Here is a 22307-nt window from a genome sequence, read left to right as displayed (position 1 = left end):
TCAGCGAATGACGATCTCGACCGCGAAGCTCTGGCTTTGGCCGGGCTGGACCCAGTGGAGGCCGACCTTGTTCTCGATGGCATTGGGTGGGCCCATCCACGGTTCCACGCAGTAATAGGGGGCTGTGTCGTCCGGCGTCCAGGTGACGAATGTGGCGTCGGGGCCGGGCTTCTTTTCCTGTCCGATTCGGATCGTCACGTCGTCGTGAGCGCCGGCGGGGCCGAAGACAACCTCGTTGGTCTTCAGTGCGAGGTGCAGCGTGTCGACGAGCAAGGGCTGGTTCAGCCGCTCCTCGCGGTGCAGCGTGGGGCCGGGCAGAAGTTTGCCGGTCGTCATGTCCTGCTTCATCCGTTTCGCCGCAGGAATGCGGATCGCATAGTCGCTGCGTGTGTGGCCCTCGGTCCAGGGGAGCGTGAAATAGAAGTGGTGCCCCGCGCTCCAGGGGATCGGGCGTGTGTCGCGGTTCGTGAGGATGAATTCACAGGTCAGCCCCAGGGGCGCGAAACGATAGACGACGGCGAATTCGTAGTCGTAAGGGTACGCCAGTTTGGACTCTTCATCCGGCTGCAGCACTGCGGTGAAACTGCGTTCGCTCGCATGCCTGAGGGTGAATTTCGCCTGGCGGGCGATTCCGTGCATCGGCATGGGGCGGCGAATCTGGTCGGGGGCGCGCCAGAAGTGGATGTCGCCGTGGTCAAATGTCCGTCCGTTGAATGGGAAAAGTATGGGATTGCCGCCGCGGACCTTGGGGAATTCATCCAGGGATGAGAGTTCGGGCCAGTAGATGACATCGCGGACGGAGCCGTCGGCCAGGGCCACATTCCAGTTCATCAGGCGGGCGCCACGCTCGGGCATGGCGAGGAACGTGGAGTTTCCGACGCGCCAGCGGGTCAGGTTCTCTCCGAGGTAGGGGACAGCTTCCATGGTTCCAAGGAGTAAGGTGGAGAAATCCGGGCTGGCCAACGGATTTGTGGAAATTCGAGGCAATTTTCGTGCACTGTGGCACTTGCACACACGGGCGTCGATGAGCATGCTGGGCACAATGCCGCGAATACTCCGCAGATTTTTCTGGCTGATCGCCCTGGCGGGCACGCTGTCCTGGCTCGTCCACGCTGCGGCGCAGGAGGCGGCGTCGACCGCACCGCCGGCCGGGAAGGAGGCGGATGGGCAGTCTGTTGCGACCACCCTGGCTGGAGCCGAAGTGGTCGCGGGCGATGCGGAAACGTCCGCGGCGGGGCCCAAGCGTGTTGTGGTCATTCCTGTTCGGGAGGCGATCGCCAAACCCATCCTCTATGTGATTCGTCGCGGGTTGAAGGAGGCGATTGAGGAAAACGCGGACATTGTCGTGCTCGACATGAAGACTCCGGGCGGGGCGCTTGATGTGACCTTTGACATCATGGAGGCGCTCGAACGCTTTCCGGGGAAAACCGTGACCTACGTGAATTCCGAGGCGCTCTCGGCCGGCGCCTTCATCTCCGCGATGACGGACGAAATCTGGTTTTCACCGGTCGGGGTGATCGGCGCGGCGGCACCGGTCCTGGCGACGGGCGGAGAGATCGACGCCTCGATGAAGCAGAAGATCGTCAGCTACCTGCGGGCGAGGGTTCGTGCGATTTCCGAGGGCAAGGGCTATCGGGGCCAGGTGATTTCCGCGATGATCGATTCCGACTATGAACTCAAGATCGGCGACGTCCTGCTGAAGCCGAAGGGTGAGCTCCTTTCGCTCACCGCCACGGAAGCCATCAAAGCCTATGGCGATCCGCCGCAGCCGCTCCTTGCGGCCGGGATTGCGAAGGATCTCGGGACGCTCCTGCACGACCTTGGCGCCACTCCGGGCACGACGCGCCAGCTTGAGGTGAACTGGGCCGAGCAGTTTGCGGTGCTGCTCAACAATCTCTCGCCGATCCTGCTCGGGCTGGGTCTGCTGTGCGCATTCATCGAGTTCAAGACACCGGGCTTTGGCATCTTTGGGGTGACCGCGGGGGTTCTCCTCACGGCTGTGTTTTTCGGCCACTACATCGCCGGATTTTCCGGGCATGAGCCGATCCTGTTTTTCATCCTTGGACTCGCGGCTTTCCTGATCGAACTCTTCTTCTTTCCGGGCGTCGTGGTTGTGGCGCTCCTGGGCATCGTGCTGATGCTGGGCTCGCTGCTGTGGTCGATGGCGGACCTCTGGCCAAACGAGCCCGTCACCTTTTCACCCGACATTTTTCTCCAACCGCTCGTGAATCTCGGCGTGGGAGTCGGCATCGCGATCGGACTCGCCCTGGTGCTCGCGCGTTTTCTTCCCCGAAGCTGGTTTTGGGATCGCATGGTGCTCACGGCCAGTGTGGGCAGTGCGGCGCAGGTTTCTGGCGGCGATCCGGATCGGCTCGCAGGAAACGATTCCCTGATTGGATCGAAGGGCATTGCGGTGACCGGGCTGTTTCCCAGCGGCCAGATCGAGGTGGATGGGCGGCGGTATGAGGCGCGGGTTGCCGTGGGTTCGATCGAACGCGGTTCCCGGATAGTCGTGACTTCGCGATCGGAATTCGGATGGACTGTGGAGCGCATCGATTCATGAACGCCATTGGACTCCTGTTTCTTTGCGGCATCGCGTTGCTCGCCTTTGAGGTGATCGTGCCCGGCGCAATACTGGGCATCATAGGCTGTCTCGCTTTGTTTGCCGGCGTGATCCTCTCCTTTTCGACCTACGGCGCGGCGGGTGGAATGTCTGCGCTGGGCATTGCGCTCCTGCTGGTTGCGATCATGTTGTTCGTTGAGTTCTACATCCTTCCCAAAACGAAGATTGGACGGAGGATGTTCCTGCGCACTTCGATCGTCGCCAGCAGTCACGCCGCGCCCGAGGGCACGCTTGTCGGTTCTGAGGCGACAGCCGAGACGCCCCTGACGCCGTCCGGATATGTCTTGATTGGCGGGAAGCGATACGATGCGTTCTGCCAGTCCGGGCCCGTTTCGACCGGCGAGACGCTGCGTGTTGTCTCCGTTGACAGTTTCAGAGTTGTCGTCACCAAACCCTAGTCTCCCATCATGGAAATCCTTCGTCCCTCCGTTCTCTGGATCGCGGTGCCGGTTGGCATCGTCGTCCTCATTGTTCTCTTCATCGTTCTTTCCTTCTTCAGCGTATGGCTGCGGGCCTGGCTCGCGGGCGCCTATGTCGGGTTTTCCGATCTGGTGGCCATGCGGCTCCGGCAAGTCCCCTACGGTCTGATGGTGGATGCGCGCATCACAGCGAAGAAGGCCGGAATCGAAATCAGCATCGATGAATTCGAGGCGCATTTTCTGGCCGGCGGCAACGTCGTGCCGACCGTGCATGCGCTGATCGCGGCGCAGAAGGCGGGCATAGAGCTGAGCTGGCAGCGGGCGTGCGCGATCGACCTTGCCACAAAGGGCTCCGGCAAGAGCGTGGTCGAGGCGGTTCGCACTTCAGTCGACCCCAAGGTGATCGACTGCCCGAATCCCGAGGGCGGACGCATGACCATCGATGGCGTGGCCAAGGATGGAATCCAGGTGAAGGTGAAGGCCCGCGTGACCGTGCGGACCAATCTCGACCGATTCGTCGGCGGCGCGAAGGAGGACACGATCATTGCGCGCGTGGGCGAAGGCATTGTCACGACCATCGGCACGGCTGAGAGCTACAAGGCCGTGCTTGAATCGCCCGACAACATTTCCAAGACCGTGCTGCATCGCGGACTCGATGTCGGCACGGCGTTTGAGATTCTTTCGATCGACATCGCCGATGTGGACGTCGGCGAGAACATCGGCGCGAAGCTGCAGGTCGCGCAGGCCGATGCGAACAAGAACATGGCGCAGGCGCAGGCGGAAATCCGGCGTGCGGCCGCCGTGGCGCTCGAGCAGGAAATGAAGGCGAAGGTCCAGGAGATGCAGGCCAAGGTTGTTGAGGCGCAGGCCCAGGTGCCGCTCGCCATGGCTGATGCGTTTCGAAACGGACGCCTTGGCGTGATGGACTATTATCGCATGGAGAACATCCAGGCGGACACCTCGATGCGGCAGAGCATCGCGGATCCGAAGCAGAAATCGTAACGCTCGATATTTGGCGCCCGCGAGCGCGCATTCTCCCCGTGGATTGGATCTTTGAGCACATTCAGTTTATCGCCGTCGTGGCGGGCGTGATCGCGTACTGGGTCAACCAGCGCCGCCGCGCGAAGCAGGGTGAGAGTGCGGACTACGATGGTGACGGGATTCCGGATGTCGCAGAAAGGCGAACGAGTGCGGAGAGGAAAGGACAGGATCCGGAACAGGCGGAGCGTGAGCGTCAGGTGAGGGAGGAGATGCGCCGCAGGATTGCTGAACGGCGCGGTGAAGGACCTCCCCCGCCGCTGCCTTCGACGTCTGCGGAGCCAGCCCATCCGGCGGCGGGCCCCTTGGATGCGCCCCGGCCCGTTTCACAGAGTCCGATTGAGGAGATGCTTCGCCGCGCGGCGGAGGCGCTGCGCAGTCGCGAGGAAGCGGTGCGCGCGGAGGCTGCGGTGGCTGAGAAGGCGGAGCGCAGGCGTCTGCGTCAGCTCAGGGATCAGGCCGCCGCGCTTGAGAGAGAACGTCAGCAGGAGCTCGCGCGAGCGGCTGAAATTGCGCGCGCGCAAGCGCCTGCCGTCGAATCCCACAGGGACGATGCAGCCCGCGAATCCCTGCTGCGGGATCTCAGGGGCGCGGAGAATCTGCGGCGGGCGTTCGTGTTGAAGGAAGTCATGGGGCCGCCGGTGGGCCTGAGTTGCCGATAGGCGGTTGGTGGTTGGGCCTCCGACCATAGGCATAGGCTGTGCGTGGATAGCGAAATCTCTGGCGAGTTGTAGCGTCGCACGTCCCCTGGGCATGACAAAGCATGTCATCTCCAACGGAGGGGGAAAACGGCTGGAGGGGCGCGTTTTCGCTCCCGGAAACAGGCCGTCAACGTCCGGAGGGAGTTGTCCGGGAGGCGGGCGCCTTCAGATCAGCGAGGCGATCCGGCATCGGGTAGCGGATGCCGTTTATCTCGAGTTCGACGGCACGGAAGGGCTCGGCCTCGATGCGAAGCGCAGTCCGATACGGCAACGCCCGGGAGTCACCCCGTGACATCGCTCCACTGAAAAGGACGAGATTGTCGTTGAGCTGGCGGACGGTGAGAAAGGCGTTGTCCATCGCAAATACGGTGACAACGGTCTCACCCGGTCGCGGTGCAACCGCGCTCGCCGCTCCGTTCGCAGCCGCGTTCGGCTTCGTGGGATCGCTGCTGAACAATTTAACGAGCAGGACGATGAGCAGGATCAACACGCCGATTCCTGCGAGCGCGAGCACCCCCTTGATGACAAGGGTCTGATCGATCTGCGGACCTGATGCGCGCGGACGAAAGGTTGCGGGATTGTTTTCAGCGGTCGAAGCTTCCGGTGCGGCTTCAGTGCCGGGAGGTGTCGACGGCAGCACCTCTCTGGCTGCACCCTTCGCTGATGATACGGAAAGATCCATCCGCCCGAAACTTTCGCGGTTCAGGCCGCGCCCCTTGGCCTCTCCGAGACCCAGTCCCTTGTAATCGTTGACGATCTTGTCGCCCGGAAGCTTCAGAAACGTGGCGTAGGATCTGAGGAACCCGCGCACGTAGATTTCAGGCAGGGAGAGATCGAACTGGTTGTTCTCAAACTTGTGCAGATAATCACCCCGGATCTTGGTCGCCTCCGCGACCTCGCGGATGGAGACCCCTTTCCGTTTGCGGGCTTCCTCAAGTCGTTCTCCGATCGTCTGCATGGGGCTCAATAGGATGAAGTTGAATTGGCGGCCTGAGGGAAGACGGAAGTGGGCGTTGTGACCAGACTTTCCGACACAACGCTCCGCTTTTGTTCAAGGCGGTGGATGGGCTGCTTCAAAGCGAGTCCAGGTCGATGAGGATTTCGCGGGGACTGGACCCATTGTCCGGCCCCACCACGCCCTTCTGCTCCATCAGATCCATGATGCGGGCGGCGCGGTTATAGCCGATGCGCAGGCGGCGCTGAATCATGGATGTCGACGCGCGGCGCGTTGAACGCAGGACGTCAAGGGCCTGTTGATAGAGCTCAGCGTCATCGCCCATGTCGCCGTCGTCCGCATCCTCGTCGTCGGAATCCTCCCGCGCGTCGCGATCGATCTGGGCCTGGACATCGTTGGCGAAGACCGGTGGGCCGTTCCTTTTTAGGAAGTCCACGACGCTGTTGACCTCGTCGTCGGAGACAAACGCGCCCTGTGCGCGCACCAGGCGTGAGGTTCCGGGAGGGGAAAAGAGCATGTCGCCGCGGCCGATGAGTGTGTCGGCTCCCTTCGTGTCCAGGATGGTGCGTGAGTCGACCTGGGAAGCGACCTGGAAGGCGATGCGCGAAGGCAGGTTGGCCTTGATCACACCGGTGATGACGTTCACGGACGGCCGCTGGGTGGCGATGATGAGGTGAATTCCGGCGGCGCGGGCGAGTTGTGCCAGGCGGGCGATGCTGGTTTCTATCTCAGCCGGGGCGACCATCATCAGGTCGGCGAGTTCATCGATGATGATGACGATGTACGGGAGCCGCTCCGGTATTTCCAGTCCGTCGTCAAGCCCCGGGTCGATGCCCTCCAGCGAGGCCTGTTCGGGCAGTGAAGGGTCCTTGGCGGCGGTGTCGGAGCCGCGTTTGCGGTGATTGAAACCGACGATGTTGCGCACACCCACCTTGGCAAAAATCCGGTAACGCTGGTCCATCTCCCCGAGCAGCCATTTCAGGGCGGCGGGAACCTTTTTCGGCTCGGTCACCACCGGAATCAGCATGTGCGGAAGCGTGTTGAAAATCTTCAGCTCGACGATCTTGGGATCGACCATGATCAGGCGCAGCTCGCTGGGGCTTTTCGAGTAGAGAATCGAGGCGACAATGGAGTTGAGGCACACCGATTTGCCGGATCCCGTTGCACCCGCGATGAGCAGGTGGGGCATCTTGGTGAGATCGGAGACGATGGGTTTTCCGGAGACATCCTTGCCGAGGGCCACCGGAATCTCTCCCTTGGCCAGCGCGGTGCCCCAGTCTTCGCTTTCGAGAATCTCGCGCATGCCGACAGGCGTGGGATGCAGGTTGGGCACCTCGACGCCAACGGCGGCCTTGCCGGGAATCGGCGCAAGAATGCGCACGGACTGTGCGCGCATGCCGAGGGCGATGTTCTTGTCGAGTCCCGCAATTTTTTCCACGCGAACCCCCGGGGCAGGCACGACCTCGTAGCGGGTGATGACGGGGCCGACATGGATCTCGCCGAGGGAGACCTGGACGCCGAATTCGCTCAGGATGCGCAGGAGGTTCTCGGCATTGCGGCGGTGTTCCTCCTCGGAGTTCTCCGGGGCGATGGGCGTCTGTTCCCGCAAAAGGTTGAGGCGGGGAAACTGGTAATTTGAGTCGGTTGGAGTTGGAGTGGCGGCTTTCGCCCTCTTGGTTTCCTCGGGCTTGACGATGTTGAGCTCGAAGCGCCCGCCCGCCTGCGCGGCGAGATCGCTGGCTGATGTGGCTGTGGCGCCCTCTTTCGAACGTGAATTTCGCGACGCTGGCGAACCCGCGCCTGTCGCCGAGGCATCCGGGCCGGGGGCCTCCGCAGCGTCGTCAGGGACGATGTCGTCGGCGAGACCCTCCGTCATCGTGTTTTCGGACGGGCTGCCTGCGGCGGATTTTTTCTGCTGGTTCAAGGCCTCTTCCTGGGCGCGGGCCTCAGCCTGCATGGCCTTCTTTGCGGCGAGCGCCTTTGCGGCTGCCGTTGCTGCTGCGGCGGTCGCCAGTTTTTGCTCGAGGGCGGTCTTTTCGACGGCGCGTTGCTTCGCCTGCATTTCGTCAACTTCCTGTTTCAACGCAGCCGCTTCGGCGCGGCGCAAGCGACGCTTCTCGATCCAAGCATTGACGGCTGCCGCGATTCTTTCGAGCTCGGTCGTGATGTCCTTGGAAAAAATGAAAAGCAGGCTCAGTGCGTAGAGTGAGCCCATCAGCACGATTGAACCGAATACGCCGAGGGTTTCCTTGAAGGCGTCCTGATAGACCAGGCGCCCGAGCTGTCCGCCGGGGCCCTCGGTGAAGTACTGGGAAACGCCAAAGCCCTCCCACATTGCCCACAGACCCGAGAAGGATCCGATGCAAAGCAGCATCGCCACCATGCGTGTGATCGCGAGACGGCGGGCATTGCGGATGGAAACGATTCCAAACCAGATCAGGAAAATGGGCACCAGCCAGGTGCTGACTCCCAGCCAATGCAGGGTCATGTAGGACATCTCGGCGCCAAACAGCCCCACCCAGTTCTTTTCAGTGGGGTTGGTCGTGATCCAGCGGCTCTGGGCGGGAGAATAGTCCATGAACGCCACTGCCAGCAAGATCCCCAGTATGAAGAGGATGATGGCCACCGGCCAGTTGGGGCGGTGGCGCACACCGGCGAGGGCGCCTCTTGGATTTGTGTTTGAACTTGCTGATTTGGCCATCTGATCTGAGTGCACATCGGCACCCTGCTGTGCGAATTTCCGAATCATCGGATTTCGCCGATTGGGTTGTCCATCATTAACCCGCTTGGTGCCGGTAGACGATTGAATCCCTCATGACTGAAATTCTGCGCTTTGTGCCTCTTTATCAGGAACGCGTTTGGGGCGGACGCTCCATGGAAAACGAACTGCAGCGGGAGCTTCCGGAGGGGCGCCCGATTGGAGAAAGCTGGGAGATTGTTGATCGGCCGGAGGCCCAGTCTGTTGTTGCCCAGGGCGATTGGAAGGGACTTACGCTGCGTCAGGTGCTTGAGCGACATGGCAGCGCTGTCATGGGACCCAACCATGATCCTGCGCGGCGCTTTCCTCTCCTGGTCAAGTGGCTCGACTGCCGGGAGCGGCTAAGTCTGCAGGTGCATCCGCCCGCCGATATCGCTCCGGCGCTGAGGGGTGAACCGAAGACGGAGAACTGGTTCATTGCCTCGTCAAAGCCGCGCGCGGGACTGCTTGTGGGACTCAAACGGTCGACCACGCGGGCGAATTTTGCCAAGGCGTTGGTTGATCAGACACTTGAGGGATGTGTGCACCGGTTCGAAGTCGCTGCCGGTGATTCGATTCTTGTCCGCAGTGGGACGGTGCATGCAATCGATGGGGGAAATCTGATTCTGGAAATCCAGCAGAACTCCGACACCACCTATCGCGTGTACGACTGGGGGAGATTGGGACTCGATGGGAAGCCGCGGCAACTGCATGTTGCGGAGTCGCTTGCGTCGATTGACTGGGAGATGAAGGAGCCGGCTCCGGTGCGTGCGTCTCCGGTGGAGGCAGTGATTGCGGACGCAGCGGAATTTCGCATTCGGCGGGTGCCGCTGCGGGTTGGGGAGACGATCGATTTTTCCGCCAAGGAACAGCCTCGGCTGCTTAGTATTGTGACGGGGAGCGTTGCGACGGATGAGGGCGAATTTCTCGAAATGGGGGCAAATGTCATCCTGCCCTACGACTCAGCCTTCCACTTCACGGCCAAACGCGCTACGCTCGTTCTTGTCACGGAGAACTTCGCATGAGTGAAGCCCCGTGATTTCACCATGAAGACGACTTACCCTTCCCTTACAGGCCTGCGCCGGTGTCGCGGCGGGGCGCTTTTCAAACTCCTTTTGTCGTTTGTCATTCTCTTTGCGCTCATTGCGGTGGCATGGATGCTCTTCCTCCCGTCGGTGGTGCAGAGCGTTGTGCGCAAGCGCACGGGTTTTGACGTCCAAATCAAGAAGATGGCGGTCAATCCGTTCAAGGGCGACGCCAGTGTCACCGGCCTGGCCATCAACAATCCCGAGGGCTGGCCGACGCCGGAATTCATCCAGCTCCGCGAGTTCAAGGCTGATACGGATCTTTGGTCGCTGATTGGTGGAAAACGAGCGATCATTGACAGCGCGGTCGTCGATGTCGCCCTGGTGGCCATTGTGACGGACAGCCAGAGCATGACAAACTTCAAGCTGTTTCAGGAGCGCATGGCGGGCTCCACGAACGATGGACAGAAAAAGACGGAACCTGCGGCGAAGACGGAATTTTTGATTCGAAAGCTGCACCTTCGGTTTTCCAAGGTCCGGTTCGTCGATTATTCGGGCGGGAAAGAGAAGCCCTCGATCCGGGAGATGAATCTCAATCTGGACAAGGAATACACCGACATAACGGACCCCAAGCAGTTGATCACGGGTGCGCTTCCGGGCATTGGGGCGATAGGCAGCGCCTTGTCGGCAATCATTCCAGGTTCACTGGGCAGGGCGATTGGTGGAGCCATGCATGAACCTGCAGAGTTGTTGAAAAACACGGGAAAGAAGGCCGGAGGCATTTTTAAGGGTATCATCGAGAAACTTGAAGAAAGCCCGAAGAAGTAGTTGAATGGTCGTTTTCCTATGAACGAGAACGACCCGTCGACAGAAACGACCGAGCCGAAGTCCAAGCCAATTTCCGACACTGCTGGAGCCCCAGCGACATCTGTTGAGGGATCGCCTGCGGAGATCCAACGACTCGAAACCGAGCTGGCGGAAGCCCGGAAATCCGCATCGGAGAACTACGAGCGTTACCTGCGATCGATGGCTGACTTGGAGAATTTTCGCAAACGGACGATTCGTGAGAAGGACGATCTTCGGCAGTTTGCTGCATCGCGCGTATTGGAGGACCTCATTCCCGTGCTTGACAGTCTGGGTCTTGGGCTGACTGCGGCAAAGGCACCCAACGCTGACATCCAGACGGTGGTTGGTGGCGTGGAAATGGTGCTGACGCAGGCGAAAACCGCCTTGGCGCAGCATGGTTTCAAGGAAATCAATCCTGTTGGGCAGGTATTTGATCCCAATTTGCATGAGTCGGTCTCCGCTCAACCCAGCAGGGAAGTAAAAGACGGATCGGTAATTTCGGTTGTGCGGATTGGTTACAGTCTCAACGGGCGGGTTTTGCGGCCTGCCACGGTTGTGATTTCCAGCGGTGCGGCGGGGAAAACCATGGAGGCCTCAAGCTAACTGGCGTCAAAGGCGCACGCCCTGCGAGGCGTCGCATTGCCAGGGGACTTCCGCCCGAAACGGCAGACCAAGACCATGTCCAAACAAGATTACTACGAGTTGCTGGGCGTTTCCAAGGGTGCGTCCGAAGAGGACCTGAAGAAGGCGTATCGGAAGAAAGCTGTCCAATATCACCCCGACAAGAACCCCGGCAACAAGGAGGCGGAGGAGATGTTCAAGAAAATATCCCACGCCTACGAGGTGCTCAAGGATCCTGAAAAGCGAGCCGCGTATGATCGTTTCGGCCATGCAGCCTTTGAAGGTGCTGGCGCGGGCGGGCCACGGGGAGGCGGGGGCGGTGGGTTCCATGATCCCTTCGACATCTTTCGCGAGGTGTTCGGGGGCGGGGGAGGAGGCGGCGTTTTCGACGAGATGTTCGGCCGGGGCTCCCGGGACGGCAGTCGCGACGGAGCGGACCTGCGATACGATCTTGAAATTTCGCTCGAGGAGGCCGCGAGCGGCGTGGAAAAGGAAATCGCATTCCGCAAGAACATGGTCTGTGAACGCTGCGAAGGCAGCGGAGCGGAGCCGGGTTCGAAACGCGCCACCTGTCCGACCTGTCGCGGATCCGGTCAGATTCGTCGCAGTGGCGGAATCATTACATTTACGCAGACCTGCCCCACCTGCGGAGGCGCCGGGACGAAGATTGAAAAGCCCTGCGGACAGTGCCGCGGGGAGGGGCGTGTTCCGAAAACGGCCAAGATCAATGTGCGCATTCCCGCGGGCGTGGACACCGGCTCGAGGCTGCGCTCGATGGGCAATGGCGAGGCCGGCGTCGCAGGGGGAGGGGCTGGCGATCTCTACATCGTGCTCTCCGTGCGCGACCACGAGCTGTTTGAGCGGCAGGGCGACGACCTGTTCTGCGAAATTCCCATCAAGTTCACCCTTGCGACGCTCGGTGGCGGCATCGAGGTGCCCACACTTTTCGGGAAGGCCTCGCTAAAACTGCCCGCAGGCACGCAGAGCGGAACGACGTTCCGTCTGAGAGGCAAGGGCATGCCCTCACTGAGAACTCGCGGCGACCAGGGTGACCAGCTCGTGCGCGTGCATGTCGAGGTTCCGCAGTCGCTCAATTCCGAGCAGCGCAAGCTTCTGGAGCAGTTTGCGCTGGTGAGTGGTGACGCTGAGAATCCCACCGCGCGGAGCTGGTTCGAGAAGGCGAAGAAGTTTTTCTGAGGGCGAATGAAGCCGGAGCCCATCCGCTATTTCAATCGACGCACGCGGAGCGTCGAGACGGAGGCCATCTATGGGGAAGGCTGGCTCCGCTGGGCCTATGAGAATCCGGTCGGTCGTCTGGCCACCTGGCTGATCGCGAGGCGGTGGCTGCTGTCCGCATGGTTCGGCTGGCGCATGAACCGGCTTCACAGCGCGCGCCTGGTCCTGCCGTTCATCGAGAAGTATGATCTCGATGTCGATGAGTTCGCAAAGTCGGCCTTCAGGTTTCGCACTTTCAACGAATTTTTCACGCGGGCACTCAAGCCGGAGGCCCGGCCAATTTGCGAGCCGGCCAACGATCGCATCGCGGTGTTGCCCGCGGATGGACGACACCTGGCCTTTTCAAACGTCGATGAGGCGGATGGATTCTACGTCAAGGGGGCGACCTTCTCACTGTATGGCCTCCTCCAGGACGCCGGGCTGGCGGCAACCTTTTCCGGGGGCGCGATGGTCATTTCGCGGCTCTGTCCCATAGACTACCACCGCTTTCATTTCCCGGTCGCAGGTGTGCCGGATGCGGGGCGGCTGATAAACGGCTGGCTGTATTCGGTAAGCCCCATTGCGCTTCGAATCAATATCCAGCGCCTGGTTCAGAACAAGCGGCGGGTCACGGTGATTCGCGACACCGCTTTCGGCAGTGTCGCAATGATCGAGGTGGGTGCGACGAATGTCGGTTCAATTGTGCAGGCCTATCTTGACGGGAGCCGCGTGGCGAAGGGTGAAAGCAAGGGCATGTTCAAGTTCGGAGGCTCCTGCGTGATCACACTGTTTGAACGAGGTCGAATCCGCATCGATGACGACATTCTCGGCCAGAGTCGTGAACATCGGGAAACCTACGCCCGCATGGGGGAGCGTCTGGGCGAAGCGGTCTGAGGCTGGGCGGCGGAACCTGTTCGTGAGAGCCCGGCGCAATTTTCCGCCGATCAAAGAAGGTTGCTCCGGCGCATGTGTTGTGCGCTCACAGCCTATCTCGGCAACCGCAGGACTTCGTTTATCTTTCGCCCGATCTGCCGGCGCCGCTCGAGACCGACGGTGCCGATCGCTGGCGAACACGAAGCCTTGGGCACCAGATAGAAAATGCCGCAGTCGACCGCCGTCTGGAATTCAAGGCCATCCGCTCCATTTAGCAGGACCTGCCAGGGATCGAGTGGCGCCGCTGGAACTCTTTTTGTGCCATAGAGCACATTGATGCGGAGGAATTCCGCGTCCTGGCAGTCTTCCTCACACGAAATGACAATGGCGGGATGCGCGTCGCGATCCTTCGGATTGATTCGGACTCGGACGATGTCCCACTGATGCATTGCTCAACGGACGGAAGATGCATCCAAGGGGGCACCATTGGCGACAGCGTATGCAGAGCGTCGTCTCCTGAAGTATCCGACGGGACGTTCGGGGATCGGCTCTGGAACAAGATATTCCGTGAGCTGGATCAATCGGCTTCCCCGCCGAATGACCACGGCCTCCCCGCGCAGGGCCCGATCGATCAACCGGCCCATACGCGGCTTTGCTTCGGAAAGATTCAAAATTTCCATGGATCAGATCCTAGATTCAAAAAGAGGCCCGTCAAGGGATCTGATTTCGGTCAAATCCCTGGCAGATCAGAACAGGATTCTCGGGGATGCGAGGCAAAACGCTCATGGGGAGGTAGTCGCCCGACGCTCATTGCAAGCGTTCATGTCTCCCTTGCCTCCATTTATTCGTCGGCGATGTTGAACAGGATGGGAATCTGCATGCGGGTGTTGACCGCCCGTCCGGCCTTTCGACCGGGCTTGAACTTCCATTTTGAGACCGCCTGCACAGCGGCGGATTCGAATTCGCGGCTGGACGACTTGAGTGCGGTGGCATCGAGGACGTCTCCACTCGAGCTGACGATGAATCCAACGAGTACCTCTCCAGTGATTCCGGCCTTGCGCATCTCGAAAGGATAGCTGGGTTTGGCCTGCAACCGGGCCTGCGGAGCATGGTCCAGGTTGTCCAGGCTGAAGAGCTCCTTGATCCTGGCCCCGGGATTTCCGACGCCGGGGCGACCGGTGGGAATCACTATGCTGCCAGTAGGGCGCTCAATGCCGGGAGCCGGAGGTGTCTGGGGCTTTTGGACAAAGTTATCCAATTTGACCAAGGAGACAATCTCAGGAGCCATGGGTGGAGCTGGCTCGGAAGGTTTTTCAGGTTCATCCTCTATCGAATCCGGAATCTCAGGTTCGTCCTCCGGGGACGCGGGAGGCAACTGGATGAGTTCGATGACGGGCGCTTCCTTTCTGCCCGGCGCAACCGGTGTATTCTTTTCGAAGAGAAGACCGGTGAAGAATGCCCCGCCGTGAAGTGCGGCGGAAACGGAGAGTCCGATAATGAGGTCGCGGTTCATGGGATGAGTGCCCGCATGCGGCCGGGCTTGTTGAATTGCAGCTTGGGTTTCATGATTGGCGGAATCTGGAATGATGACGGAAATGCGGGAGATTTCTTAGGCGGAATCGATGATTCGCATGCCGACGACAAATCGATGCGCGCCGAGTCACGCAGATCGTCCATTCCACTTGGTCGCCAGGCACCGCCGCTCCAAGGTCCGAGGTAGAATGCGGCTGCCGGGGAATGTCAGACGACGATCCTGTTTTCAATGCCGCCGGAAGGCCGGCATTGCCTTGCTGAAATCCGTCGGGGCGATGGCCTGGGATCCAGGGATTCGGGCTACAGCGATATCACCCGCACCCTGGCGGCGAATGCGGCATCGGGCGACGTGCGCAGGGGAAGTCCGCTGGCCACGGCAACCCCGTTTAGCGTCACCTTCTCCGTCAGGCTGTACGAAAACGGTCGCGCTTCGGATTCTGATTGCGGGCCGTCGGGATCCGAAAAGAGGAACGGGCCCTTGTAGCCGTTTGGAGCATGGCGATCATCAATCACAAGCCCGTCGACGGTGATCTCGCGCGGCATGAAGCAGGGATAGCCGAAGTCGTGCCGGCCATCGTTGTTCGCGTTGAGCAGGTACGGTTGAACGGCCGCGCCGCAGCCCGGCAGCCAGTGGCAGTTTCGGATCACAACCGTGCCTTCCCAGGTGCTGCCGTAGTCCATGCGCAGGTTCAGGAATGACCGGCCCTTGATGGTGGAGTCCTCGACCGTCAGCACGCCGCGGCCGATGGCGTTGAGACCGGCGTGCCCGAGTGTGCAGCGGCGGATCGTGTAGGTCCCTGAAACGCCCTGGTGAGTGTCCATGCGAGAGAGCGTGCAGTCCTCGAGCAGGAGGTTCTTGCAGAAATTCGTGCCGATGACACCCCAGCGCGAGGTGTCGCAGATATTGTCCATGCGGCAGCCGCTCAATGTGAAGTTCACGACCTCGCTGGCGTTCAAATCGTACGTTCCCATGCTCACCGGTTTGCCGGCGGAGCCGATTGTGGAGTAGGTCTTGTGTCCGGTGACGAAGCAGTTGCGAAAGGTGACATCAGCGCAGCGACTGGCGTCGAGAAACCCGCGGTAGGGCTGCCCGGTCTCGCCCTCGCCGGTGATGTGATGGGTCACACCGACAACCGTCGTGCGTGAGCGCGAGATCAAGATGTTGCGGGACCAGTAGCCGTATCCCTTGGCTGCTGGTGCGCCGTTTGCGATGGTCGTGAACACGCCTCCCCGCAGGACCAGCGGCTGATCGTCAATGGGCAGGGCCTCGATTCCGGTAATCGCGGCATAATCACCGTCGATGTCGCCTTCAATGCTTCCGTCACGGCGCAAGACAAAGCAGTCGCGCTGCGCCGTGCCGCTGTTCTGGTTGAGGCCCCGCCGGATGTAGACGCGTTTGCGGCTGTTTTCGACGCGCACCCAGCAGTCCCGGGGTGGGGCGATCTCGAGCCGCCGCTGGTCGCGCTTGAGCGTGGAAAATCGGAGGGAAATCGGCGCAAGCAGCGAGCGCGCTGCAAAAATGGAGGTTCGCTGGTTCTCGACGTCGGTGTCGTCGACGATGAAGCGCGATGTGTTCCAGTCGGTGTCGGTTGCGATGACAGCGGTGAGCGCGCGGCGGCCAAGATGGTACGTGGCGTCGGGTCGTGAGCGAACGGTGAGACCGCGGTCGTTGGCGAAAGCGTGGGCGGCGACGATCGCGGGCAGGTCATCCGTTCTGCCGTCGCCGACCGCACCGAAAGCCTCGTAGGTCACCGGTCCACGGGCTGTCGCAGGTGTGGCGCTCAAGCGATGTACAGCGGCGAGGCCGGCGGTGGCGCCCGTCGCAAGCCCGAGGAGGAACCGCCGCCGCCCGTACTGCGACGTGGCGGGTGGTTTCGCGACAATGGCGGGTTGCGCCAGCGAATGCGCGTCAAGCTGATCTGGATCCTGAGGGGAGGAGGAGAATGGGGTTCTCATTTGGTTGTCTGCTCTGGAGGTGCCGGACGCCTGATGTTCGTCACTGCCGCGGGTCATGGCAAACCCGCATGCCAGGCCGGAGTGTGCTGTCGCAAGTGATTGCGTCAAATGGACACCCCTTGTCAGGGGGAAATTTTCCGTGACGCCTCGATGCCGGCGTTTCGTGGACCGACGGTTGACAGTGCGACGCCTTTCCTGCTGGTGTGAGCGGAGTCTTTTCGACCTGTCCTGAGAGCCCACACGTGAACAGCGCTGCCACTCCAAGAACGCAAACTTCCCTGCGCAGGATCCTTCGAGGAATCGGCTGGACCGCGGTCGCTTTGAGCGGCGCGCTGGCGATGGGGGTGCTGGCGTGGACGAGGAATGAACCGGTGAACGCGCTCTGGATGGTGATCGCCTCCGTGTGCGTTTTCGCGATCGCCTACCGGTTTCACTCCGCCTGGCTGATGGCGAAGGTGCTGACCTTGGATGACAAGCGCCTGACACCGGCGGTCGTCAAGGAGGATGGAAAGGACTATGTCAGTACGAACCGATGGGTCGTCTTCGGGCATCACTTTGCTGCGATTGCGGGACCCGGGCCGCTGGTCGGGCCGGTGCTGGCGGCGCAGTTTGGATTCATGCCGGGACTCCTTTGGATTCTCATTGGCGCCACGCTTGGCGGGGCGGTGCACGACTCGATCATACTGTTTTGCTCAACTCGGCGCGGAGGAAAGTCGCTTGGCCAGATGGTGCGTGATGAAGTTGGTCCGTTTGCGGGGCTTCTGGCCCTGATCAGCATTGTGGCGATCATGATCATCATCCTTGCCGTTCTCGGGCTCGTGGTGGTGCGGGCGCTGGCGGAAAGTCCGTGGGGGTTGTTCACCATCGTTGCGACGATTCCCATCGCGCTGGCGATGGGCCTTGGGCATCGCTTTGGGAAGCTGAGCGTGGCTCTCGTGAGCATTGGTGGAGTCGCCGGGCTCGTGATGGCCGTGGTAGGAGGCCAGTGGATTCACGGGACTCCGCTGGAAGGCATTCTCACGGTTGAGAAGGACAAGCTGGCGATCTGGATCATGGCCTATGGCTTTCTCGCGAGCATACTTCCGGTCTGGCTCCTGCTGGCACCGCGCGACTACCTGAGCACGTTCATGAAGATCGGCGCGGTGGCTCTGCTCGGCGTTGCGATCATCATCGTGGCACCGACCCTCAAGATGCCGGCGTTCACGAAATTCATCGATGGCACCGGCCCCGTGTTTGCAGGAGCGGTTTTCCCATTCTGCTTCATCACCATCGCCTGCGCTGCGGTGTCGGGATTTCATTCGATCATCGCTTCGGGCACGACGCCCAAGCTCATCTCCAGCGAACGTGACATTCGGGTCATCGGCTACGGTGCGATGGTGACCGAGATGCTTGTCGGTGTCATCGCCCTGATCGCCGCGTGCGTGATGGAGCCGGGCGAGTATTTTGCGATAAACATCGTGGGTGAGCCGGCGGCGGTGACGGCGAAGGTGACTGAGCTGGGTTTCCCGGTGAGTGTCGGTCAGATGGAGGCATTGGCCGCGGATGTGGGGGAGAAGACGATGGTCGGTCGCGCGGGTGGGGCCCCGACGTTTGCCGTTGGCATGGCCCACATGTTTGCGGGAGTTGTCGGCAGCAAGGAGGCGCTCGCGCTGTGGTATCACTTTGCGATCATGTTCGAGGCGCTGTTCATCCTGACAACGATCGACGCGGGTACAAGGGTGGGCCGGTTTCTTGTGCAGGATCTGCTTGGCTACGTTTGGAAGCCGCTCGGGCGCACGGATTCAACAGTGGGAAACTGGCTCGCAAGCGGGAGCTTTGTCCTGTGCTGGGGATGGTTTCTCTATCAAGGCACGATTGACCCCCAGGGAGGCATCAACTCGCTCTGGCCGATTTTCGGAGTCGCCAACCAGCTCCTGGCTGTGATTGCGCTGTCACTCGGCACAACGGTGCTCATCAAGATGGGCAGGCAGCGGTACGCCTGGGTTTCGCTCCTCCCGCTCGCCTGGCTTCTGTCCGTGACGATGACCGCCGGGTGGCAGAAGATTTTCGCCGCAGATCCGCGCCTCGGATTCCTGAGCGCTGCGGACAAGCTGACCGCGCAGATTGCGCACGGGGGCGCTCCGGAGATGATCGCTGTTTGGAAGAATCAGTTGATGAACCAGTACATCAATGTCGCGGTGACGGGCGCGTTTCTTGTCCTGGTTCTGCTCGTGACGGCAACGTGCGCGCGGCAGTGGCTGCTCCTGCTGAGCGGCCGGCACCCCGCTGTTCTGCGGGAGGAACCCTATGTTGCGGAGATCCCTGCGCGCGCATAGGCTTTTCCTCTTCTGCGCGGGTGCCGCATCAACTGCTTCCCGCGCTTTCCGATCTTATTCACCATGTCCCCTAGACCATCCGGCCTTCTAATCACGTTTGTCGCACTGATGCTCACATGCTCTGCGGCGGAAAACAACAAGCTGACGCCCGCCGAGAAAAAGGCGGGCTGGCGGTTGTTGTTTGACGGAACATCCCTGTCCGGCTGGAGGGTCTCCGAAGAGGGGCCGTCGACCTTCTCGGTCAGCCATGGCGAGTTGATCGCATTCGGTCCGCGCTCGCATCTCTTCTATGACGGCCCGGTGCAGAATCACGATTTCCGCAATTTTGAGCTCAAGCTGGATGTGAAGACGTTTCCGAAGGCGAATTCAGGCGTCTATTTTCACACCCAGTGGCAGGCGAAGGGCTGGCCGTTGAAGGGCTATGAGATCCAAGTCAACAATTCACACAAGGACCCGAAACGCACGGCGGGAGTCTATGCGATCAAGGACAACTATGAGGCGCCGGCAAAGGACGGCGAGTGGTTCACGCTGAGGATCAAGGTCCAGGGCAAGCGCATTGAAACCTTTGTCAATGACCGCCCGATTTCGGATTACACGGAGGAGGAGCATCCCGAACGCCAGCCCAGTTATGCCGGCCGGCTGATCGATCACGGAACATTTGCGATTCAAGGTCACGATCCGGAGAGCCGGGTTCTCTACCGCAACATCAAGGTTCGCCCGCTGCCTTGACCGGCTTCAGCCGGTTTCCGAGCTGATATTGCGGGAACCGAAGTCCGGAAAAGCTTTCACAGGGCCAGCGCAGTGACGATTCCGCAGGCCATTGATTTTCGAGATTGCAATCGCTTGCAAGCTTCCGCCGTCTGCCCGATTGCTCTGTCTGCCGCCGATGGCTGAAACACTCTTGAGAACCCTGACCACGTCCGCGCTCAGGCTGGGTGCGATTCTTGCGTTTTGCGCAGTGTATGCGCAGGCCCAGGCACCGGCGGCTTCCAACGCCCGGGCAGTGCCCGTGGCGGAGGTTGTGTTTCCCGAGCTTGCGCCGCTGCTGCAGAAGGCGATGGAGCAGTCTCCCCGTTCGATTGGCTCGAATCTCGAGGTGCTGATCGCAAGGGAGAACATACGCGTTGCCCGGGCGAGGAGCCTGCCACAGGCGGGCGGAAATCTCACCTACAGCTATGCGAGGGATCAGCGCATCGACAGGTCCGAACCCCTGATGGCCGACAAGCTGGCCTACAATTTTTCCCTGACACAGCCCATTTACCACTGGGGTGCGCTCAAGGCCGGGACCAAATTGAGCGAGATCGCCGCACGAGCGACCGAGAACAACGTTGCCGAAGTCCGCAGGCTGCTGCTCCTGGAGATTCGCGCGGCCTATCTCAGGCTCGTCGTGCTGAAGGCCTCCGCCGCCAAGGCGGCTTATGCGCATCGTCTGGCGCTGGAGGAGGAGAAACAGGTGAAGGCGCAGATCGAGGCCGGGGAGACTCCACCGGCATCCATTCTCAATGCGGAGACCAAAGTGAAACAGGCGCGGCTCGATCTCGATCGGGCGGAGGAGGATTGTCGCTATGCAAGGGAATCAATCGAACGTCTCGCGGGCATTGACTCCCTGCCCAACGAATCGGTTCCGTCGTTGATCCCGCACATCGATTACCCGGTCGAGCTTGTCAGGTCGATGGCTGAGCTCCATCGGTCGGATCCCGAGCAGGGCAATTTCCGCCTGGCGGCGGTGCAGCTCCGTCTCGAGCAGGAGAAGCTCAACTACCAGATCATCGACAAGACGCTTCGTCCAAAGGTGAATTTTGTCACGGGTGCATACCAGGATGAATTGAGCTATACGGGCAGTCCGGCTGATCGTGCGCGCACACAGTCCCTCTATGGCGGAATCAACATCACTTGGAACGTCTTCGACGGCTATTCGACGCCCGCCCAGCGGCGGGCCTCGCGCCTGCGCCAGCGCCAGTTGGAGGAGGAGCGGGATGATCGCCGCAGGGAGATTTCCGAATCGGTTCAATCCCTGGTGCGGCAGGTAGACTTCTCCGCGCGAAGCACGGCCTTGAGCGAAGTGACGCTGGATCAATACAATCTCTTCGTGAGGAAGAAGGCCGAGGATATTGAGTTTGGCTCGTCGGCTCCCTCGGAAATCGACGGCATCACGATTGCACGGGATGGAGTCCTGATCCAGGCGATGATTCAACGCGCGGATCTGATGGGGCGGCTGGCCGAACTGCTTTCGGCGATCGGCCGTGATCCCGCACTGGTTCTGACTATGCCTCCTCCTCCATGACCAAGCGAAACGGCCTGTTCACTCTCCTCAAGATTCTTGGCGTCCTCGTCGTTGTCGCCGCCCTGGGATATTCGCTTTGGCTGCGCGCCCGCCCGGTTGTTGTCGCGGCCCCTGTCATCCGCGAACTGGCGGCGAGCGCGGTGCCGGGAAGCGTAACCGTGAATGCGGAGCGGGTGGTTGTGGTGCGCTCCGCCTTTGGCGGACTTGTCGAGAAGGGCGATCTGAAGATCGGGCAGCGTTTGAAAAAGGGTGATTTTCTGATCAAGCTCGACACGCGTGATCTCGAACTGGAGATCGTGGCGAACGAAAACGCGTTGAAAACCGCGATGGAGCGCCGCGCGGTGGGGTCGCTGATCGAGCTTGAACTCGAGAATGCCAGGGTGGATCTGGCCAATGCGGAGCGCGCGAGCAAGGACGGGGCGATTTCCAGGCAGGCGCTCGACCGGGCGGGCGGCAACGTGCGCGGCATTGAGCGCAGGCTGGCCATTGAGAAGGTGGAGGCGGAATCAGTCATAGCCTCCCTCAAGAACCGGCTTGAGGTGTTGAAACTGCGGCTTGAGCGGATGACGGTGACATCCCCCACGGATGGCCAGATATCCGAGGTCACGGCCTTTCCGGGCGACATCATCAGCGGCGAGTCAGTTGTCGCGACCCTGATCTCGAACACCCGGAAGGTTGAAGCCAGGATCAGCGAGGAGAATTTTTCCGGCATCAAGGTTGGAGACAAGGCGTCCATCCGATTCCTGGGATATGGAACCCAGCTCTTCGCCGGCCATGTTGCCAAGGTGCTTCCCACGGCGGATCCCGCGACGCAGCGGTACATTGTCCACCTGGCGGTCGATATTGATCCGGAAAAACTTGTGCCTGGACTGACCGGAGACGTCAGCATCGTGGTTGATTCCCACACCGACGCGCTGGTCATTCCCCGGCGGGCGCTCTTTGACGGCAAGGTGTTCGTTGTGAATGATGGCACGGTTGACCTGCGCCCTGTTGTGCCGGGTTTCACCAATCTGAATCAGGTCGAGGTTCGGGAGGGATTGAAGGAGGGAGAACTCGTCCTGGTCGAGCAGCTCGACACCGTGCGGGCGGGCGACAAGGTCCGTGTTCAGGTCGAAACGCGGCGCGGAAACAAACCCTGAGGCCCTGCCGGATCAGGCTCGTTTCGC

General features: G+C 61.0%; 19 protein-coding genes. 13 read left to right on the top strand and 6 right to left on the bottom strand.

Annotated features, from left to right (window positions below; translation table 11 throughout):
* The gene (locus HS122_02450; protein MBE7537260.1) at positions 1-924 is read right to left on the bottom strand and encodes an aldose epimerase; all 924 of its coding nucleotides are present in this window, start codon (positions 922-924) and stop codon (positions 1-3) included.
* Between the two features lie 118 nt (positions 925-1042).
* Between HS122_02450 and HS122_02445 the strand changes: the two genes are divergently transcribed.
* The 4 genes from HS122_02445 to HS122_02430 are packed head-to-tail and all read left to right on the top strand — an operon-like array spanning position 1043 to position 4742.
* Positions 1043-2563, top strand: a complete 1521-nt coding sequence (locus HS122_02445) for a hypothetical protein (GenBank protein ID MBE7537259.1) — start codon at positions 1043-1045, stop codon at positions 2561-2563.
* Positions 2560-3021 (top strand): serine protease, encoded by a 462-nt coding sequence (locus HS122_02440; protein MBE7537258.1) that lies wholly within the window; start codon positions 2560-2562, stop codon positions 3019-3021. The genes HS122_02445 and HS122_02440 overlap by 4 nt, the downstream gene beginning before the upstream one ends.
* A 9-nt stretch (positions 3022-3030) precedes the next feature.
* Positions 3031-4044 carry a flotillin-like protein FloA gene (gene floA, locus HS122_02435; protein MBE7537257.1) on the top strand — a complete coding sequence of 338 codons (1014 nt, stop codon included), beginning with the start codon at positions 3031-3033 and terminating at the stop codon, positions 4042-4044.
* 38 nt (positions 4045-4082) lie between these two features.
* The gene (locus HS122_02430; GenBank protein ID MBE7537256.1) at positions 4083-4742 is read left to right on the top strand and encodes a hypothetical protein; all 660 of its coding nucleotides are present in this window, start codon (positions 4083-4085) and stop codon (positions 4740-4742) included.
* A gap of 166 nt (positions 4743-4908) precedes the next feature.
* On the opposite strand, the gene HS122_02425 is transcribed toward HS122_02430, so the two are convergent.
* Positions 4909-5739: a helix-turn-helix domain-containing protein gene (locus HS122_02425; GenBank protein ID MBE7537255.1), complete on the bottom strand. Its 831-nt coding sequence runs from the start codon at positions 5737-5739 to the stop codon at positions 4909-4911.
* A gap of 115 nt (positions 5740-5854) precedes the next feature.
* Positions 5855-8437, bottom strand: coding sequence for a DNA translocase FtsK (locus HS122_02420; protein MBE7537254.1), 2583 nt, complete (start codon positions 8435-8437; stop codon positions 5855-5857).
* Between the two features lie 113 nt (positions 8438-8550).
* Here HS122_02420 and HS122_02415 point away from each other — a divergent pair, with 113 nt between their 5' ends.
* The 5 genes from HS122_02415 (at position 8551) to psd (ending at position 13074) form a co-directional block, all read left to right on the top strand.
* The gene (locus HS122_02415; GenBank protein MBE7537253.1) at positions 8551-9498 is read left to right on the top strand and encodes a class I mannose-6-phosphate isomerase; all 948 of its coding nucleotides are present in this window, start codon (positions 8551-8553) and stop codon (positions 9496-9498) included.
* A gap of 21 nt (positions 9499-9519) precedes the next feature.
* Complete coding sequence (locus HS122_02410; protein ID MBE7537252.1) at positions 9520-10326, top strand: hypothetical protein; 807 nt, start codon at positions 9520-9522, stop codon at positions 10324-10326.
* A gap of 18 nt (positions 10327-10344) precedes the next feature.
* On the top strand, positions 10345-10947 hold the full coding sequence (locus HS122_02405; protein MBE7537251.1) for a nucleotide exchange factor GrpE: 603 nt from the start codon (positions 10345-10347) through the stop codon (positions 10945-10947).
* Between the two features lie 75 nt (positions 10948-11022).
* Positions 11023-12162 carry a molecular chaperone DnaJ gene (gene dnaJ, locus HS122_02400; protein ID MBE7537250.1) on the top strand — a complete coding sequence of 380 codons (1140 nt, stop codon included), beginning with the start codon at positions 11023-11025 and terminating at the stop codon, positions 12160-12162.
* Between the two features lie 6 nt (positions 12163-12168).
* Positions 12169-13074: a phosphatidylserine decarboxylase gene (gene psd, locus HS122_02395; protein MBE7537249.1), complete on the top strand. Its 906-nt coding sequence runs from the start codon at positions 12169-12171 to the stop codon at positions 13072-13074.
* Positions 13075-13166: 92 nt separating this feature from the next.
* Here the strand turns inward: psd and HS122_02390 are convergent, their stop codons facing one another.
* The 3 genes from HS122_02390 to HS122_02380 all read right to left on the bottom strand — a co-directional run bounded on the left by HS122_02390 (position 13167) and on the right by HS122_02380 (position 16542).
* Positions 13167-13502, bottom strand: a complete 336-nt coding sequence (locus tag HS122_02390) for a hypothetical protein (protein MBE7537248.1) — start codon at positions 13500-13502, stop codon at positions 13167-13169.
* Positions 13503-13894: 392 nt separating this feature from the next.
* Positions 13895-14566, bottom strand: a complete 672-nt coding sequence (locus HS122_02385; GenBank protein ID MBE7537247.1) for an energy transducer TonB — start codon at positions 14564-14566, stop codon at positions 13895-13897.
* Between the two features lie 320 nt (positions 14567-14886).
* The gene (locus HS122_02380) at positions 14887-16542 is read right to left on the bottom strand and encodes a hypothetical protein (protein ID MBE7537246.1); all 1656 of its coding nucleotides are present in this window, start codon (positions 16540-16542) and stop codon (positions 14887-14889) included.
* Between the two features lie 338 nt (positions 16543-16880).
* Here HS122_02380 and HS122_02375 point away from each other — a divergent pair, with 338 nt between their 5' ends.
* From HS122_02375 to HS122_02360, 4 genes are all read left to right on the top strand, one after another.
* A complete protein-coding gene (locus HS122_02375; protein MBE7537245.1) occupies positions 16881-18857 on the top strand; it encodes a carbon starvation protein A in 1977 nt (658 codons plus the stop codon).
* A 63-nt stretch (positions 18858-18920) separates the two neighbouring features.
* Positions 18921-19586, top strand: a complete 666-nt coding sequence (locus tag HS122_02370; protein MBE7537244.1) for a DUF1080 domain-containing protein — start codon at positions 18921-18923, stop codon at positions 19584-19586.
* 157 nt (positions 19587-19743) lie between these two features.
* Complete coding sequence (locus HS122_02365) at positions 19744-21141, top strand: TolC family protein (protein ID MBE7537243.1); 1398 nt, start codon at positions 19744-19746, stop codon at positions 21139-21141.
* A complete protein-coding gene (locus HS122_02360; protein ID MBE7537242.1) occupies positions 21138-22280 on the top strand; it encodes an efflux RND transporter periplasmic adaptor subunit in 1143 nt (380 codons plus the stop codon). The genes HS122_02365 and HS122_02360 overlap by 4 nt, the downstream gene beginning before the upstream one ends.
* Positions 22281-22307 lie beyond the last annotated feature (27 nt).

This window comes from Opitutaceae bacterium, from assembly GCA_015075305.1.
Lineage (GTDB): Bacteria > Verrucomicrobiota > Verrucomicrobiia > Opitutales > Opitutaceae > UBA6669.
Note: the sequence above shows the minus strand (reverse complement) of the source record. Positions and strands in the feature narration are given on the sequence as shown.